The organism is Dongia soli (genome assembly GCF_034044715.1).
GTDB lineage: Bacteria > Pseudomonadota > Alphaproteobacteria > Dongiales > Dongiaceae > Dongia_B > Dongia_B soli.
In genome coordinates this window covers 805933-820186 of record NZ_JAXCLW010000002.1, presented here as the reverse complement: position 1 = coordinate 820186, position 14254 = coordinate 805933, and the positions used below count along the sequence as shown (strand labels likewise).

Sequence of the window (14254 nt, the reverse complement as noted above, 5' to 3'; positions counted from 1 at the left end):
TTCTTTTTTCGATAGATTGTGGTTGGCGGCGAGGGTGCGGGGGAGATATGGTAGCGGCCGTTCTTATCAATCTATTGCCGGATTTCGTTAAAGGACCATGCCAGACCGTTCGGAAGCCATTGCCATCGCCAGCGATCACGGCGGTTTCACCCTCAAGGAGGTGTTGAAGCCGGAGCTTGAGAGCCTCGGCTGCGCAGTGCTCGATCTCGGCCCCGCCAGCAATGCGCCGGTCGATTATCCGGATTTCGCCAATGCGCTGGCAGCGGCTTTGGGCGAGGGACGGGCGCAACGCGGCGTGCTGATCTGCGGTTCAGGCATTGGGATTTCGATCGCGGCAAACCGGCACAAGCATATCCGCGCTGCTCTGGTGCATGACGCTCTCGGTGCGCGGCTGTGCCGTCTGCATAACGATGCCAATGTACTTTGCCTGGGCGAGCGGCTTATCGGAGTGGATGTCGCTAAGGATTGTCTGAAGGTGTTTTTGACGACAGATTTTGAGGGAGGTCGGCACCAAAATCGCGTCGCCAAATTGGGCTAATCCCCAAAAAAGGCGCAGGCCCAACAGGTTAGAACGCGACAAGGACGTCACAACATGGCCAATTCTTCCTATACCCCCATGCCCGGCTTTTTTACCGGTTCTTTGGCTGAGCGCGATCCCGAGCTGAATGCCGCGATCGGCAAAGAACTGTTCCGGCAGCAGGATCAGATTGAGCTGATCGCCTCGGAGAACATCGTCTCGAAGGCTGTGCTGGAGGCTCAAGGTTCTGTCCTCACCAACAAATATGCCGAAGGCTATCCCGGCAAGCGCTATTACGGTGGCTGCGAATTCGTCGATATCGCCGAGCAATTGGCGATCGACCGCGCCAAGAAGCTGTTCAACTGCGCCTATGCCAATGTGCAGCCGCATTCCGGCGCCCAGGCCAACCAGGCGGCTTTCTTCGCGCTGCTGCAGCCGGGCGACACGTTCATGGGCCTCAATCTGGCCGCTGGCGGTCACCTGACCCATGGTTCGCCGGTCAACCAGTCGGGCAAGTGGTTCAAGGTCGCGCCCTATACGGTGCGCGAGGATACCCAGCGAATTGACATGGATGAGGTCGAGAAGCTGGCCAAGGAACACAAGCCCAAGCTGATCCTGGCCGGCGGTTCCGCCTATCCCCGCATCTGGGACTTCGAGCGCTTCCGCAAGATCGCGGATTCGATCGGCGCCTATTTCATGGTCGACATGGCCCATTTCGCCGGTCTTGTCGCGACCGGTGCGCATCCGAGCCCGTTGCCATACGCGCATGTCGTGACCACGACGACGCACAAAACCCTGCGCGGCCCGCGCGGCGGCATGCTCCTTACCAATGACGAGGATTTGGGCAAGAAGTTCAACTCCGCCGTCTTCCCTGGCCTGCAAGGCGGCCCGCTGATGCATGTCATCGCTGGCAAGGCGGTGGCTTTCGGCGAAGCGCTGAAGCCGGAATTCAAGGACTACATCGCGACCGTGGTCGAGAACGCCAAGGTTCTCGCGCAGACGCTGGTCGAAGGCGGTCTCGCCATCACCACCGGCGGTACCGACAACCATCTGATGCTGGTTGATCTCCGGCCGAAGAAGCTGACCGGCAAGGCGTCGGAACACAGCCTCGAGGAAGCGGGTATCACCTGCAACAAGAACGGCATCCCGTACGATCCGGAAAAGCCGGCCATCACCTCCGGCATCCGTCTCGGCACGCCGGCGGCCACGTCGCGCGGCTTCGGTCCGGCGGAGTTCAAGCAGGTCGGCCAGATGATCGTTCGGGTGCTCGACGGTCTGGTGGCCAATCCAAGCGACAACAGCGCGGTCGAAAAGGCCGTGCGTGAAGAGGTTCGTGCGCTCTGCAAGCGGTTCCCGGTTTACCGGTAATCGCACTGCGGGCGCAGTGTAAGAGGGGGTAATGCATGCGCTGTCCGTTCTGCGGAAACGAAGATACGCAGGTCAAGGATTCCAGACCGACCGACGATAATTCGGCGATCCGCAGACGGCGGCAATGCACCAATTGCGGTGCCCGTTTCACCACCTTCGAGCGCGTGCAGCTGCGCGAGCTGATCGTGGTGAAGACCAATGGGCAGCGCGAGCCCTTCGACCGCGAAAAACTGCTGCGCTCCATGCAAATCAGCCTGCGCAAACGCCCGGTCGATGCCGAAAGGCTGGAGCGGGTGGTGAACGGCATAGTGCGCCGGCTGGAAAGCTCGGGCGAAACTGAAATTCCCACCGGCATGATCGGCGAGGCGGTGATGGATGCCTTGGCGAGCCTGGATAAGGTCGCCTATGTCCGTTTCGCCTCGGTCTATCGTAATTTCCGCGAGGCCAAGGATTTCGAAACCTTCGTCGGCAAAATTGGCGGCGGTGACCACGACTGAAACCGACCTGGGCCATATGCGCGCCGCCCTCAGTCTGGCGGCTCGTGGCCTGGGACGTGTCTGGCCCAATCCAGCGGTCGGCTGTGTCATTACCGATCCGACAGGTCATGTCGTCGGCCGGGGGCATACCCAGCCGGGCGGGCGCCCGCATGCCGAAACCGAGGCCCTGCGCCAGGCCGGTATGGCAGCGCGCGGCGGCACCGCCTATGTCACCCTGGAACCTTGTTCGCATTACGGCAAGACACCGCCTTGCGCTGAGGCCCTGATTGCCGCAGGCATCAAGCGCTGTGTCGTCGCCTTGGGCGATCCTGATCCACGCGTCTCGGGGCGCGGCCTCGCGCTATTGCGGGAAGCTGGCATCGACGTCACCGAGGGGGTCCTTCAGGCTGAGGCAGACCGGCTGAATGCCGGATTTCTGAAACGCATCCGCCAGGGCCAGCCACTGGCCGCGCTGAAACTGGCCACTACGTTGGATGGCCGCATCGCCACGCGGTCAGGCGAAAGCCAATGGATCACCGGAACGGCATCTCGGCAGCGCGGCCATCTGTTGCGGGCCAGCTACGACGCCATCCTGGTTGGGTCGGGCTCAGCCCTGGCCGACAACCCGACGCTCACCTGCCGCCTGCCCGGACTGGCTCACAGATCGCCCGTCCGGGTCGTGTTGGACCGCCGCCTGCGCCTATCCCTGGACAGCATCCTGGTCCAGACTGCCCACCAGACGCCGACTTGGCTGGTGACCGGCTCGGCTCATGGCGACGGGCAACTCGCGGCCTTTCGCTCTGCCGGCGTCGAGGTGATCGAGCTTCCTGGTCAGGCCGGGCCGCAAGAAATCCTCGCGGCTTTGGGCGGGCGGGGATTGACCCGGCTGCTGATCGAGGGCGGCGCCCAAGTGGCATCAGCTTTCCTGGCAGCGGACGCCATCGACAGGCTCATCTGGATGCGCGCGCCAGGCATCCTCGGCGGCGATGCTTTGGCCGCCATCGGCGAGTTGGGCCTCGACCAGCTCGCAGCTATGCGCCGTTTCGACCTCCGGGCTGCGCAAATCATCCAAGGCGAGTGTCTGGAAACCTACGACCGTTTGTCGTAAGACAGGCTCAACTGGTTCATATTCGCCCGGTTCGCAGCCGTGCGGTTCACATCTGCTAGCGTTCGAGTTTTTTGGCATGTTCACTGGAATCATCACTGATCTCGGCAAGGTGCTGGAGATCACCCCGGGTGCCGTCACCCGATTGAAGATCGGCACCGCCTTCGACACCGCCGGCATCGATCTTGGCGCCTCCATCGCCTGCAACGGCATCTGCCTCAGCGTGGTGGAAAAAGCCCCCGGCTGGGTGGCTTTCGAGGCCAGCAACGAGACCATCGACAAGACGACCTTGGGCGACTGGAAGGCCGGCACCCCCGTCAATTTGGAGCGGGCGCTCAAACTGGGCGACGAACTCGGCGGCCATATGGTCAGCGGCCATGTCGATGGCGTCGGCCGGATCACCGATATTCGCCAGGATGGCGGCAGCACCCGCATCGATATCGAAGCACCGGCCAATCTGGCGCGCTCCATCGCTGCCAAGGGCTCGATCACGGTCGACGGCGTTTCGCTGACGGTGAATGAGGTAAACGGCCCGGTCTTCGGTGTGAATATCATCCCGATCACCCAGACCGCCACCAATCTCGGCGTCGCCAAATCCGGCATCCGGGTCAACCTGGAAATCGACCTCATCGCGCGATACGTTGCCCGCCTTCTCGGCAAGGAGGCGTTGTGAGTTTCGAAGAGGTCATGTCGCCGACATCCGAAATCATTGCGGATGCCAAGGCCGGGCGCATGTTTATTCTGGTCGATGACGAGGACCGGGAGAATGAAGGCGACCTCGTCATCCCGGCGCAGATGGCCAGCGCCGAAGCGATCAACTTCATGGCCAAGCATGGCCGGGGCCTGATCTGCCTAGCGATGGACCGGTCGCGGGTCGAACAGCTTGGTCTGCCGCTCATGGCGCAGCGCAACGGCACACGCCACCAGACCGCCTTCACCGTATCGATCGAGGCGCGGGAAGGGATCTCGACCGGCATTTCGGCTTTCGATCGCGCTCGTACAGTGGCGGTCGCCATTGATCCTGCGAAGGGTCCGCATGACATCATCTCGCCAGGCCATATCTTTCCGCTGATGGCGCGTGATGGTGGCGTGCTGGTACGCACCGGCCATACCGAAGCCGCCGTCGATATTGCGCGTCTGGCCGGCCTCATTCCCGCCGGTGTCATTTGCGAAGTCATGAATGACGATGGCACCATGGCGCGGCGCGACGACTTGATGCAATTCGCGCAGCTGCATGGGCTCAAGATCGGCACGATCCGCGATCTCATTGCCTATCGCCGCCGGCATGATCGCATCATCGAACGGACGTTGGAAACGACCTTCAACAGCCGCCATGGCGGCGAGTTCAAGATGTATGTCTACACCAACAAAATCGCGCATTCCGAACATGTCGCTTTGGTCAAAGGCGATCTCGGCGGTGACGAGCCGGTCCTGGTCCGCATGCATGCGATGAGCGTTCTCGATGACGTGCTCGGCGATGCCGATAGCGGCCGCGCCGGTGAATTGGCCACCGCCATGCGCATCATTGCGGAGAAGGGACGTGGTGTCGCCGTACTGATCCGGGAACCACTGCCGACCAGTCTCTCCGATGCAGTGCGCGCCCGGCATGATGCAGCGACCAATAGCGGTTCCGGCCGCGCGGAATTGCGCGATTATGGTATTGGCGCACAGATCCTGCTGGATCTTGGCATTCACAAGATGACCTTGCTCAGCAATCGCAAGAAAACCATTATCGGCCTGGACGGTTATGAACTCACAGTGGTCGGTGAGCATCCCGTTCCGCTCGATCAGGCATAGGATAAGGACCGACCATGAACGACAAGCCGCATGTTCTGATCGTCGAAGCGCGCTTTTACGAAGACATTCTCGATGCGCTGATCGAGGGCGCCGAGAAGACGCTGAAAAAAGCCGGTGCGACTTTCGATCGCATCACGGTTCCCGGCGCGCTGGAAATTCCGGCGGCAATCCGCTTCGCGGTGAAGGCGCAATCCGAAGGCAAACTGGCACGCAGCTATGACGGTTTTGTCGCTTTGGGTTGCGTGATCCGAGGCGAAACCACGCATTACGAGACGGTCTGCAACGAAAGTGCACGAGGCTTGATGGACCTGTCTTTGCAGCACTATCTGGCGATCGGTAATGGTATCCTGACGGTGGAGAACGATGATCAGGCCTGGGCGCGCGCCCGCGTGACGGATAAGGATAAAGGCGGTGGCGCGGCACAGGCATGTCTCGATATGATTGCACTGCAGCGGCATTTCGGTCTGGTGGGTTGAGATGTCGGACCCAAAGCGCAACGCTGTGAGATGGAACTGACCAGATGAGCAGTTCGGATAAAAAGGAAGCCTTCATGCAGCGCGGCAAGCAGCTTGCCTTGACGCGCAGCGCCGCACGCTTGGCGGCGGTGCAGGCTTTATACCAGTGGGAAGTCGCCGGCGGCCGGCCCGAGGCGATCGTGCGGGAATTCGCCGATCACCGGAATCACAATATGAGTGACGGCGAGGAATTGCCTCCCGCCGATGCCAAGCTCTTCACCAATATAGTGATCGGCGCTGCCACCCATGTGCGCGAACTGGACGATATGATCGCTGCCGTGCTGACCGAGGATTGGACGGTGGAGCGGCTGGAAGCGATTTTGCGGGCAATCCTGCGCTGCGGCGCCTATGAGCTGGCACACCGGCCCGATGTGCCGCCCAAGGTCACCATCGCGGAATATGTCGCCGTCACCGACGCCTTCTTTGGGGCGCGGGAAACCGGCCTCACCAATGGCATCCTTGATCAATTGGCCCGCGGCCTGCGTCCGACAGAGATGGGACAGCGCGGCGGCTCTGCCTCTTAAGCATGGCCGGCTCTTCCCAGGCTGAGACCAGCGAAGACGCCCTGCCAGGCGAGTTCGAGACCATCCGCCGCTATTTCGCACCGCTTGCCGCGGGGATGCCCGGCGCGTTGGATCTCACCGACGATGCCTGCACCTATCTGCCGCCGGCCGGCGAGGAATTGGTGCTGACTGCCGATGCGCTGGTGGCCGACGTGCATTTCCTGCGCAACGACCCGGCCGATCTCGTCGCCCGGAAGATGCTGCGTGTCAATCTGTCGGATCTCGCGGCCAAGGGCGCGAAGCCGGTCGGCTATCTCATGACAATCGCCGTCGATAACACCATCACATCCTCCTGGCTGGCGAATTTTGCCCGCGGCCTGGCCGAGGACCAGCGTCGATTCGACGTTCATCTGATGGGCGGCGACACCATCCGCACCCCCGGTCCGCTCAGCCTGTCGCTGACCGCAATCGGCACGGTGCCAGCGGGACGCGCCTTGCGCCGCCGGGGAGCGCAGCCGGGTGACCTGATTTTCGTGACCGGGACGATCGGCGATGGCTATCTCGGCCTCCGCGTCCTGCGAGCGGATTGGCCTGATCTCTCCTTCGGCCACCGCCAGTTCCTGACCGACCGCTACCAATTGCCGGAGCCGCGCTTGGCCCTGGGCAGGGAAATCATGGCGGCCGGTATCGCAACCGCCGCAATGGACGTTTCCGACGGATTGGTTGCCGATCTGGGGCATATTGCCGAAACCTCGGGCTGCGGCGCCGTCATTCACGCCGAACGAACACCATTATCGGGGGCGGCCGCCGATCTTCTGTCGCACGAGCCCGATTTGCTCGTGAAGCTGATCACCGGCGGCGACGACTACGAACTCCTGTTGACCATCCGGCGTGAAAATGCGGCACGCTTGCGTGAAATTGCCGGAAAAGCAGGTATCCCCGTGACCGAACTGGGAGAAATGACCGATAGCGGCAGCGTCCGCATTCTCGACCGGGACGGAGCTCCCCTGGATATCTCGCAGCGCGGCTACCAGCATTTCTGAGCTTCGGGGACCCGGACCGGCGGAATCTAGTCAGCCTCCGTTAACCATTTTAAGCTAAATTGGCCCGACTGCGCGGATGTCGGCGCGCCCGATTGAACCATTAGGTCGACCAGCGGATGAAAAAATTCTTGCTCATCCTGATCTTGCTGCTCCTGCTCGGTGCAGGCGGCGGGGCTGGCTATTGGCTCTATTTGCATAAATCGGCGCCTCAGACCGCCGAGGCGGAACCGCCGCCGCCCGCACCGATCACATCGGTTACGATGGACATCCTGCCGGTGTCGGTGGTGAAGAATAACCGGGTCGCCCGGGTTTTCTTTTTCCGCTTCACCCTGCTATTCGATGCGCCGGAACGCCAAGCCCGCGCACAAATGCTGATGCCGCGCCTGATCGACGGCTTCAACACGGAACTGCACCAGTTGCTGGCCCGCAAGCTGATGGAACAAACCAATTACGATCCCGATCTGATCATCGCCCGATTGCAAGAAGTCGCGGACCGTGTGACCGGCGACGGCACAGTGCATCAGGTCACCATCGCCAATGTCGACCGCAAGGACTTCAAATAGCACGCAATTGGAGCATTTCGAGCGAAGTGGACGCCGGTCCCCGTGAAGAAAATGCGACCGCATCAAGAGATAGGTCTTCTCCGATTCAAGTAAACGCGCTTGCCCATTGCGGATCACCTGACGCATCCTGAAGATCAAGCACGCAGCGGCGACAGGCTCTCGCCGGATAAGAAGCGCGGCAAACTTCGGGAGGCGTGGATGTCGATTTACGACGTCGGGCTGGATCGCAACACCAGCAATTACGTGCCGCTGACGCCGATTAGTTTTCTTGACCGTTCCGCTGCCGTTCACCCGGATGATCCCGCCATCATCGATGGGGACCGGTGCATCACCTATCGGCAGATGTTCCAGCGATGCCGGCAATTCGCCGATCGCCTCCGTCGCTTGGGCATCGCCCGCGACGATACCGTGTCGGTGCTCTCACCTAATTGCACGGCCTTGCTGGAGGCGCATTATGCCGTGCCGATGGCCGGCGCCGTGCTCAACGCCATCAATTACCGCCTGGATGCGCCCAGCATTGCCTTCATCCTCAATCACGGCAACAGCAAGGCTTTACTGGTCGACAGCGAATTAGTGCCGCAGGCTAAGGCTGCATTGTCATATCTCGGCCGCGATATATCGGTCATCGAGATCGAGGCCCCCGGATGGCCACGCAGCAGCGACTGGATAACCTATCAAGATTTCATCGCTGATGGCGATCCGGAGGCTGCGATCGATTGGCCGACGGATGAATGGCAGGCGATCTCTCTCAATTATACCTCTGGCACGACAGGCAATCCTAAAGGGATCGTCTATCACCACCGGGGCGCCTATCTGAATGCGCTCGGTAATGCCCTGGCCGTGCAGCTCACGGCCGACAGCGTCTATCTCTGGACCTTGCCGATGTTCCATTGCAATGGCTGGAGCTATAGCTGGGCGATAACGGCGGTCGGCGGCACGCATATCTGCCAGCGCGCCATCATCCCCGCACAGATCTTCGACAGGATCGCCGCGCATCGCGTCACGCATATGTGCGGCGCACCCGTTGTGCTGTCGATGCTGGCCTTCGCGCCGGAAGCGGAGGAATTTCGATTGGCGCATCCGGTGAAGATCATCACCGGCGGTGCCGCGCCGACCAGCACAATCATCTCCCGGATGGAGGCGATGGGCTTCGTCGTCATGCATGCCTATGGTCTGACGGAGACCTATGGTCCGGCGACATCCTGCGAATGGCAGCCCGATTGGAATGACAAGCCCTTGGCCGAGCGCGCCCGCCTCCTGGCACGCCAGGGCGTTCGTTCGATAACCTCCGCCGGTGCCTCGGTGATCGATCCGCAAAGCGGCGAGGAAGTACCGATGGATGGCCAGACCATGGGTGAGATCGTGTTGCGCGGCAATACGGTGATGAAGGGCTATCTGCTTAATCCGGCAGCGAGCGATGCGGTCTTTCGTGATGGTTGGTTCAGGTCCGGCGATCTCGGCGTTCGTCATCCCGACGGCTATATCGAGGTCAAGGACAGGCTGAAGGACATCATCATCTCGGGCGGCGAGAACATTTCCTCGCTGGAAGTCGAGGAGATATTGGCGCGACATCCGGCGGTGCGCGAGGTCGCCGTCGTCGCTAAGCCGGATCCTCATTGGGGAGAGGTTCCCTGTGCTTTCATCGCCTTGAAGGAGGGAGCGGGGGAGGTCTCAGCCGAGTCGGTACTCTCCTGGTGCGATAGCCAGATGGCCCATTTCAAGCGGCCACGCCACGTGATCTTCGGCGAACTGCCGAAAACCGTGACCGGGAAGGTCCAGAAATATCTGTTGCGCCAGGGGGCACGCGATATCTGACGGGACTTTTGCGAAAGAGAGGTTCTGAAACTCGGCGCCGTCCGCGAAGTCTTGCGAGAAAGCCGTCAGCACCCTTGCCTGCGACAATTTGCCATGGCCTGCCGATTGCTTTACCGTTCACGCGCTCAGCCGGCTCGGGGGAAGGGTTCGGCGAGTCTACATATCAGTTGCGTCTAGTTCCAAAACAAACCTCAACGAGATGAAGGGGTAAGAATGATGGGCTCGATGTATTACTGGCTGGCGATTGTGTCGGGTGCGCTAGCCCTGATTTACAGTATATGGGCATCAAGATCAGTTTTGGCGGCGCCGACCGGCACCGACCGCATGCGCGAAATTGCAAGTGCAGTCCAAGAAGGCGCGCAGGCTTATCTGAACAAACAATACACCACGATCGGTATCGTCGGCGTCATCGTCGCCGTCATTCTCTTCATCGCTCTCAGCAAACTTTCAGCTCTTGGGTTCATTATTGGCGCCGTGCTTTCGGGCGCGACCGGTTATATCGGCATGCATGTTTCGGTCCGGGCCAATGTCCGCACCGCGGAAGCCGCCCGCAGCGGTCTCGCCCCGGCCTTGGCGATTGCCGCCAAATCCGGGGCCATTACCGGCCTGCTGGTGGTCGGCCTCGGCTTGATCGGCGTCGCGGGCTATTACCTCGTTCTGCGCAACGCCCAGGTCGAAATGCGGCCCATGCTGGAAGCCCTTGTAGGCCTCAGCTTCGGCGCCTCGCTGATTTCGATCTTCGCGCGTCTCGGCGGCGGCATCTTCACCAAGGGTGCGGACGTTGGTGCCGATCTGGTCGGCAAGATCGAAGCCGGCATTCCCGAAGACGACCCGCGCAACCCGGCGGTGATCGCCGATAATGTCGGCGACAATGTCGGCGATTGCGCCGGGATGGCAGCCGACTTGTTCGAAACCTTCGCCGTCACCGTCGTGGCGACGATGCTGCTCGGCAGCATCTTCTTTACCGGCGCGGATCAGGAAAGGATGATGTTGCTGCCGCTGGTCATTTGCGCAGTCAGCATCATCGGTTCGATCATCGGCTCGTTCTTCATCAAGCTCGGCAGCAGCCAGAATATCATGGGGGCTCTCTATAAGGGCCTGATTGTCAGTGCGGTGATTTCGGCCATTCTGATTGCCCTCTGCATCAATCAGATCATCGGCTTCGGCACGGCTTTCACCATGGGCAATCTGACCTTCACCGGCGGCAGCCTGTTCGGCTGTGCCGTCGTCGGGTTGGTGCTGACTGGCCTGCTGGTCTGGATCACCGAATATTATACCTCGACCGCTTTTCGACCGGTGCGCAGCGTGGCTCTGGCTTCGACCACCGGCCATGCAACCAACATCATCCAGGGCATTGCCGTGGCGATGGAGGCTTGCGCTCTGCCGGTGATCGCCATCAGTGCGGCGATCATCGCCTCCTACAGCCTGGCAGGCCTTTACGGCATCGCCGTCGCGGCGACGACCATGCTGTCTTTGGCCGGTATCGTCGTGGCCTTGGACGCCTATGGTCCGGTGACCGATAATGCGGGCGGCATCGCCGAAATGTCGGATCTGCCGAAGGATGTCCGCAAGGTGACCGACGCGCTGGACGCTGTCGGCAACACCACCAAGGCGGTGACCAAGGGTTATGCGATCGGTTCCGCCGGTCTCGCAGCTCTCGTGCTCTTCGCTGCCTATACCGAAGACCTCAAGCACTATTTCCCCGATCTCCAAGGGCAGATCACCTTTCAGCTCAACAATCCCTACGTGGTGATCGGATTGTTCCTGGGAGGTGCCTTGCCGTTCCTGTTCGGCGCCATGGGCATGATGGCGGTCGGCCGCGCGGCCAGTGCCGTCGTGGTCGAAGTGCGCCGGCAGTTCAAGGAAATACCGGGGATCATGGAAGGGCGCGCCAAGCCGGAATACGGCAAGGCGGTCGCCATGCTGACCACGGCCGCGATCAAGGAAATGATCCTGCCGTCCTTGCTACCGGTCCTGGCGCCGATTGTCCTCTATGTCGTGATCCGGGTGGTCGCCGGTCAGGCTGAGGCCTTCGTCTCGCTGGGTGCCATGCTGCTTGGCACCATCGTCACCGGCCTCTTCGTCGCCATTCAGATGACATCGGGTGGCGGCGCCTGGGACAATGCCAAGAAATATATCGAGGACGATCATCACGGCGGCAAAGGCTCCGATGCCCATAAGGCGGCGGTGACCGGCGACACGGTCGGCGATCCCTATAAGGACACGGCCGGCCCCGCGATCAATCCGATGATCAAGATCACCAATATCGTCGCCTTGCTGCTGCTCGCGGCACTCGCGAGCTGACAGGGCAAGGAAAGACCCAAGAAAAAACCCCGGCAGACCGATCTGCCGGGGTTTCGTTTCTGGCCGGTATGAATCTATCAGGGCCCGCCGCCGGGTGCGCCGGCACCCTTATTCAGCTTGTCAGTATTGAATTTGCCGAGATTGCCGAAGAGCTGCTGCAGGATCGTCAGCTCGTTCCCGGGTGTCGGCGTCTTGCGGTCGACATAAGCGATCGTCTCGCCGTCCTGTTGGCCGTAAATCTTCATGTCCTGCACGATGCCCGAATTATCGAAGCTGATCTGCAGGACTTCCTGATCCAGCACGTCCGGATCCCAAAAGGCGATCGTCTTGGTCCGCTTGGAAATGTAGTACCAAGTGTTGTCGTTGAAGGTCGACACGGATGAGGGGTAACCCAGCAATTCGGCGACCCGATTCTTGTCATCCACACCCGGATTGATCTGGACGACCTGATCCTCATCCGGCTTGTTGCCGCGCTGGTCGATCCGCGCGGTGCAGGCGCCAGCCATCAAGACAGCACCCAAGGCCATGCCCAGCGCCAAGGTCGGAAACCGATAGCTGCGCCGACTTCCCCCAAGCCCGCCTGACCAACGCATCATAACGATCATACCCCTTAGCAGAAGCTGCCTTGAAAAGCTGGCTTTAGCCAGCTAAGCCACCAGCATCGCGCCACTCTGAAATTCACGGCGCAAGATTGCACTGTGCCGGGGACCTGTCAAGGTATGCCCGGCTTGGATCAGGATAGATATCATGTTGTTTCTGCGGCGTTTTCTCAAAGACGAGAAGCTCGAATCGGCAGCGGCGGCGGTATATACCGTGGTCGCGCAACAGGCGCGGCATCCGGCGTTTTATCTGTCTTATGAGGTTCCCGACACGGTCGACGGCCGTTTCGAGATGGTGGTGCTGCAAGCCTATATCCTGTTTCGCCGGTTGAAGGGGCAGGGCGAAGCGATCGATCGGCTGACGCAGGCCATCTATGACGTAATGTTCAAGGAGCTGGACCTGGCTTTGCGAGAAATGGGCGCGGCGGATCTTGGCGTGGGCCGGCGCATTAAGCATATGGCTGAGTCGATGAATGGCCGCATCCAGTTTTATGATCAGGGCTTGGCCGCCAATGATGACGATGCGTCGCTGACCGCTGCTTTGCAACGGAACCTCTACGGTACTGTCGACCCCTCGGCGACCAGTCTCGAACGCATGATCCGTTATCTGAAACTGGCCATTTCTACCCTGGAGAGTCAGCAGACCGACCGGATCGTCGCGGCAGATTTTCATTTTGTGGATCCCGCCGCAATCTAATCCAGATTGTGAGAGCCGCCATGCAATCAAATGATAATGTGGAATTTTCTCGTCTTATTACCCTCGATAAGATCAGTATGACCGAAACCGGCCGGCATGTTGCTGCCGATGCCGCGGAGCGAGCAGCTTTGGCAACCCGGTTCGACCTCTTGGGCCTTGATCGCCTGGAAGCGGATCTGCGTTTGCGGCGGACCGGCGCGAAAGTGATTCGTTTGGACGGCCATCTTTCCGCCGATGTCGTGCAGTCTTGCGTGGTTTCCCTCAAGCCGGTGCCGGCCAAGCTGGAGGTCGATTTCGAAATGTTCTTCAGCGAGGATGTCGGCGCGACGGAAGCCGACCTGACGGTCGAATACGATCACGACGACCCACCCGAACCGGTCCAGGGCGGACAGATCGACCTGGGCGAAGTGGTGGCGGAACAGCTCGGCCTTAATCTCGATCCCTATCCGCGCGCGGCCGGCGCTGCTTTGCCGGGCGGCTGGCAGACGACCACCGAGGCGGAATTGGAGGCCGTTCGAAAGGAAGAAAAGCCCAATCCCTTCGAAGTCTTGAAACAGATCAAGACACCCAAACGGGAAGATTGAGCGGTTGCATCCGACGCTTTCCGGCGGTAAATGACCGTTGTGCGTCCCTGTCCGCCGACCGGGCGATAGAAGTTAACCTGCTTGCTTTAAGCGGCAATTTTAGATAAGAAGCGCTCGAACGGCGGCATTAGTGGCTGCCTTTATTTTTTGTGAGTGAGTGATCATGGCAGTTCCCAAGAAAAAGGTCTCCAGTTCCCGTCGCGACATGCGCCGCGCCCATCACGCGCTGGATGTGCAGAAGTCGACGGAATGCCCGAATTGCGGCGAAATGAAGCGTCCGCATCACGTTTGCGGTTCCTGCGGTCATTACGACGGCCGGGAAGTTACCGGGACGCAAGCAGCCTAACAACCGATCTCGAGCATAGCCA

General features: G+C 60.6%; 16 protein-coding genes. 15 read left to right on the top strand and 1 reads right to left on the bottom strand.

Going from position 1 to position 14254, the window contains the following annotated elements:
- Positions 1 to 97 precede the first annotated feature (97 nt).
- From rpiB to SMD27_RS10230, 12 genes are all read left to right on the top strand, one after another.
- A complete protein-coding gene (rpiB, locus tag SMD27_RS10285) occupies positions 98 to 538 on the top strand; it encodes a ribose 5-phosphate isomerase B (RefSeq protein ID WP_320508273.1) in 441 nt (146 codons plus the stop codon).
- Positions 539 to 592: 54 nt separating this feature from the next.
- Complete coding sequence (gene glyA, locus SMD27_RS10280; protein WP_452094326.1) at positions 593 to 1885, top strand: serine hydroxymethyltransferase; 1293 nt, start codon at positions 593 to 595, stop codon at positions 1883 to 1885.
- Between the two features lie 35 nt (positions 1886 to 1920).
- A complete protein-coding gene (gene nrdR / locus SMD27_RS10275) occupies positions 1921 to 2382 on the top strand; it encodes a transcriptional regulator NrdR (RefSeq protein WP_320508272.1) in 462 nt (153 codons plus the stop codon).
- Complete coding sequence (gene ribD, locus SMD27_RS10270) at positions 2369 to 3469, top strand: bifunctional diaminohydroxyphosphoribosylaminopyrimidine deaminase/5-amino-6-(5-phosphoribosylamino)uracil reductase RibD (protein WP_452094325.1); 1101 nt, start codon at positions 2369 to 2371, stop codon at positions 3467 to 3469. The genes nrdR and ribD overlap by 14 nt, the downstream gene beginning before the upstream one ends.
- Positions 3470 to 3545: 76 nt before the next feature.
- A complete protein-coding gene (locus SMD27_RS10265) occupies positions 3546 to 4139 on the top strand; it encodes a riboflavin synthase (RefSeq protein WP_320508271.1) in 594 nt (197 codons plus the stop codon).
- Positions 4140 to 4153: 14 nt separating this feature from the next.
- Positions 4154 to 5263, top strand: coding sequence for a 3,4-dihydroxy-2-butanone-4-phosphate synthase (gene ribB, locus SMD27_RS10260; protein WP_320508663.1), 1110 nt, complete (start codon positions 4154 to 4156; stop codon positions 5261 to 5263).
- A 14-nt stretch (positions 5264 to 5277) separates the two neighbouring features.
- Positions 5278 to 5739, top strand: a complete 462-nt coding sequence (locus SMD27_RS10255) for a 6,7-dimethyl-8-ribityllumazine synthase (RefSeq protein WP_320508270.1) — start codon at positions 5278 to 5280, stop codon at positions 5737 to 5739.
- 44 nt (positions 5740 to 5783) lie between these two features.
- Complete coding sequence (gene nusB, locus SMD27_RS10250) at positions 5784 to 6302, top strand: transcription antitermination factor NusB (protein ID WP_320508269.1); 519 nt, start codon at positions 5784 to 5786, stop codon at positions 6300 to 6302.
- 2 nt (positions 6303 to 6304) lie between these two features.
- On the top strand, positions 6305 to 7324 hold the full coding sequence (gene thiL / locus SMD27_RS10245; protein WP_320508268.1) for a thiamine-phosphate kinase: 1020 nt from the start codon (positions 6305 to 6307) through the stop codon (positions 7322 to 7324).
- A 116-nt stretch (positions 7325 to 7440) separates the two neighbouring features.
- Positions 7441 to 7887: a hypothetical protein gene (locus SMD27_RS10240; protein WP_320508267.1), complete on the top strand. Its 447-nt coding sequence runs from the start codon at positions 7441 to 7443 to the stop codon at positions 7885 to 7887.
- A 198-nt stretch (positions 7888 to 8085) separates the two neighbouring features.
- On the top strand, positions 8086 to 9702 hold the full coding sequence (locus SMD27_RS10235) for an AMP-binding protein (protein WP_320508266.1): 1617 nt from the start codon (positions 8086 to 8088) through the stop codon (positions 9700 to 9702).
- Between the two features lie 213 nt (positions 9703 to 9915).
- On the top strand, positions 9916 to 12006 hold the full coding sequence (locus SMD27_RS10230) for a sodium-translocating pyrophosphatase (protein WP_452094324.1): 2091 nt from the start codon (positions 9916 to 9918) through the stop codon (positions 12004 to 12006).
- A 77-nt stretch (positions 12007 to 12083) separates the two neighbouring features.
- Here the strand turns inward: SMD27_RS10230 and SMD27_RS10225 are convergent, their stop codons facing one another.
- Positions 12084 to 12602, bottom strand: a complete 519-nt coding sequence (locus SMD27_RS10225; protein WP_320508265.1) for an outer membrane protein assembly factor BamE — start codon at positions 12600 to 12602, stop codon at positions 12084 to 12086.
- Positions 12603 to 12753: 151 nt separating this feature from the next.
- Between SMD27_RS10225 and SMD27_RS10220 the strand changes: the two genes are divergently transcribed.
- From SMD27_RS10220 to rpmF, 3 genes are all read left to right on the top strand, one after another.
- The gene (locus tag SMD27_RS10220) at positions 12754 to 13302 is read left to right on the top strand and encodes a ubiquinol-cytochrome C chaperone family protein (protein ID WP_320508264.1); all 549 of its coding nucleotides are present in this window, start codon (positions 12754 to 12756) and stop codon (positions 13300 to 13302) included.
- A 20-nt stretch (positions 13303 to 13322) separates the two neighbouring features.
- Positions 13323 to 13886 (top strand): YceD family protein, encoded by a 564-nt coding sequence (locus SMD27_RS10215; RefSeq protein ID WP_320508263.1) that lies wholly within the window; start codon positions 13323 to 13325, stop codon positions 13884 to 13886.
- A gap of 163 nt (positions 13887 to 14049) precedes the next feature.
- The gene (gene rpmF, locus SMD27_RS10210) at positions 14050 to 14232 is read left to right on the top strand and encodes a 50S ribosomal protein L32 (RefSeq protein WP_320508262.1); all 183 of its coding nucleotides are present in this window, start codon (positions 14050 to 14052) and stop codon (positions 14230 to 14232) included.
- Positions 14233 to 14254 lie beyond the last annotated feature (22 nt).

Excerpts from the sequence above, each read along its gene's own strand:
- SMD27_RS10255 (WP_320508270.1), top strand. The coding sequence starts at position 5,278 with ATGAACGACAAGCCGCATGTTCTGATCGTCGAAGCGCGCTTTTACGAA.
- rpmF (WP_320508262.1), top strand. The coding sequence starts at position 14,050 with ATGGCAGTTCCCAAGAAAAAGGTCTCCAGTTCCCGTCGCGACATGCGC.
- SMD27_RS10215 (WP_320508263.1), top strand. The coding sequence starts at position 13,323 with ATGCAATCAAATGATAATGTGGAATTTTCTCGTCTTATTACCCTCGAT.
- rpiB (WP_320508273.1), top strand. The coding sequence starts at position 98 with ATGCCAGACCGTTCGGAAGCCATTGCCATCGCCAGCGATCACGGCGGT.
- ribB (WP_320508663.1), top strand. The coding sequence starts at position 4,154 with ATGTCGCCGACATCCGAAATCATTGCGGATGCCAAGGCCGGGCGCATG.
- glyA (WP_452094326.1), top strand. The coding sequence starts at position 593 with ATGGCCAATTCTTCCTATACCCCCATGCCCGGCTTTTTTACCGGTTCT.
- thiL (WP_320508268.1), top strand. The coding sequence starts at position 6,305 with ATGGCCGGCTCTTCCCAGGCTGAGACCAGCGAAGACGCCCTGCCAGGC.
- SMD27_RS10225 (WP_320508265.1), bottom strand. The coding sequence starts at position 12,602 with ATGATGCGTTGGTCAGGCGGGCTTGGGGGAAGTCGGCGCAGCTATCGG.
- SMD27_RS10265 (WP_320508271.1), top strand. The coding sequence starts at position 3,546 with ATGTTCACTGGAATCATCACTGATCTCGGCAAGGTGCTGGAGATCACC.
- nusB (WP_320508269.1), top strand. The coding sequence starts at position 5,784 with ATGAGCAGTTCGGATAAAAAGGAAGCCTTCATGCAGCGCGGCAAGCAG.
- SMD27_RS10235 (WP_320508266.1), top strand. The coding sequence starts at position 8,086 with ATGTCGATTTACGACGTCGGGCTGGATCGCAACACCAGCAATTACGTG.
- SMD27_RS10220 (WP_320508264.1), top strand. The coding sequence starts at position 12,754 with ATGTTGTTTCTGCGGCGTTTTCTCAAAGACGAGAAGCTCGAATCGGCA.
- SMD27_RS10240 (WP_320508267.1), top strand. The coding sequence starts at position 7,441 with ATGAAAAAATTCTTGCTCATCCTGATCTTGCTGCTCCTGCTCGGTGCA.
- SMD27_RS10230 (WP_452094324.1), top strand. The coding sequence starts at position 9,916 with ATGATGGGCTCGATGTATTACTGGCTGGCGATTGTGTCGGGTGCGCTA.
- nrdR (WP_320508272.1), top strand. The coding sequence starts at position 1,921 with ATGCGCTGTCCGTTCTGCGGAAACGAAGATACGCAGGTCAAGGATTCC.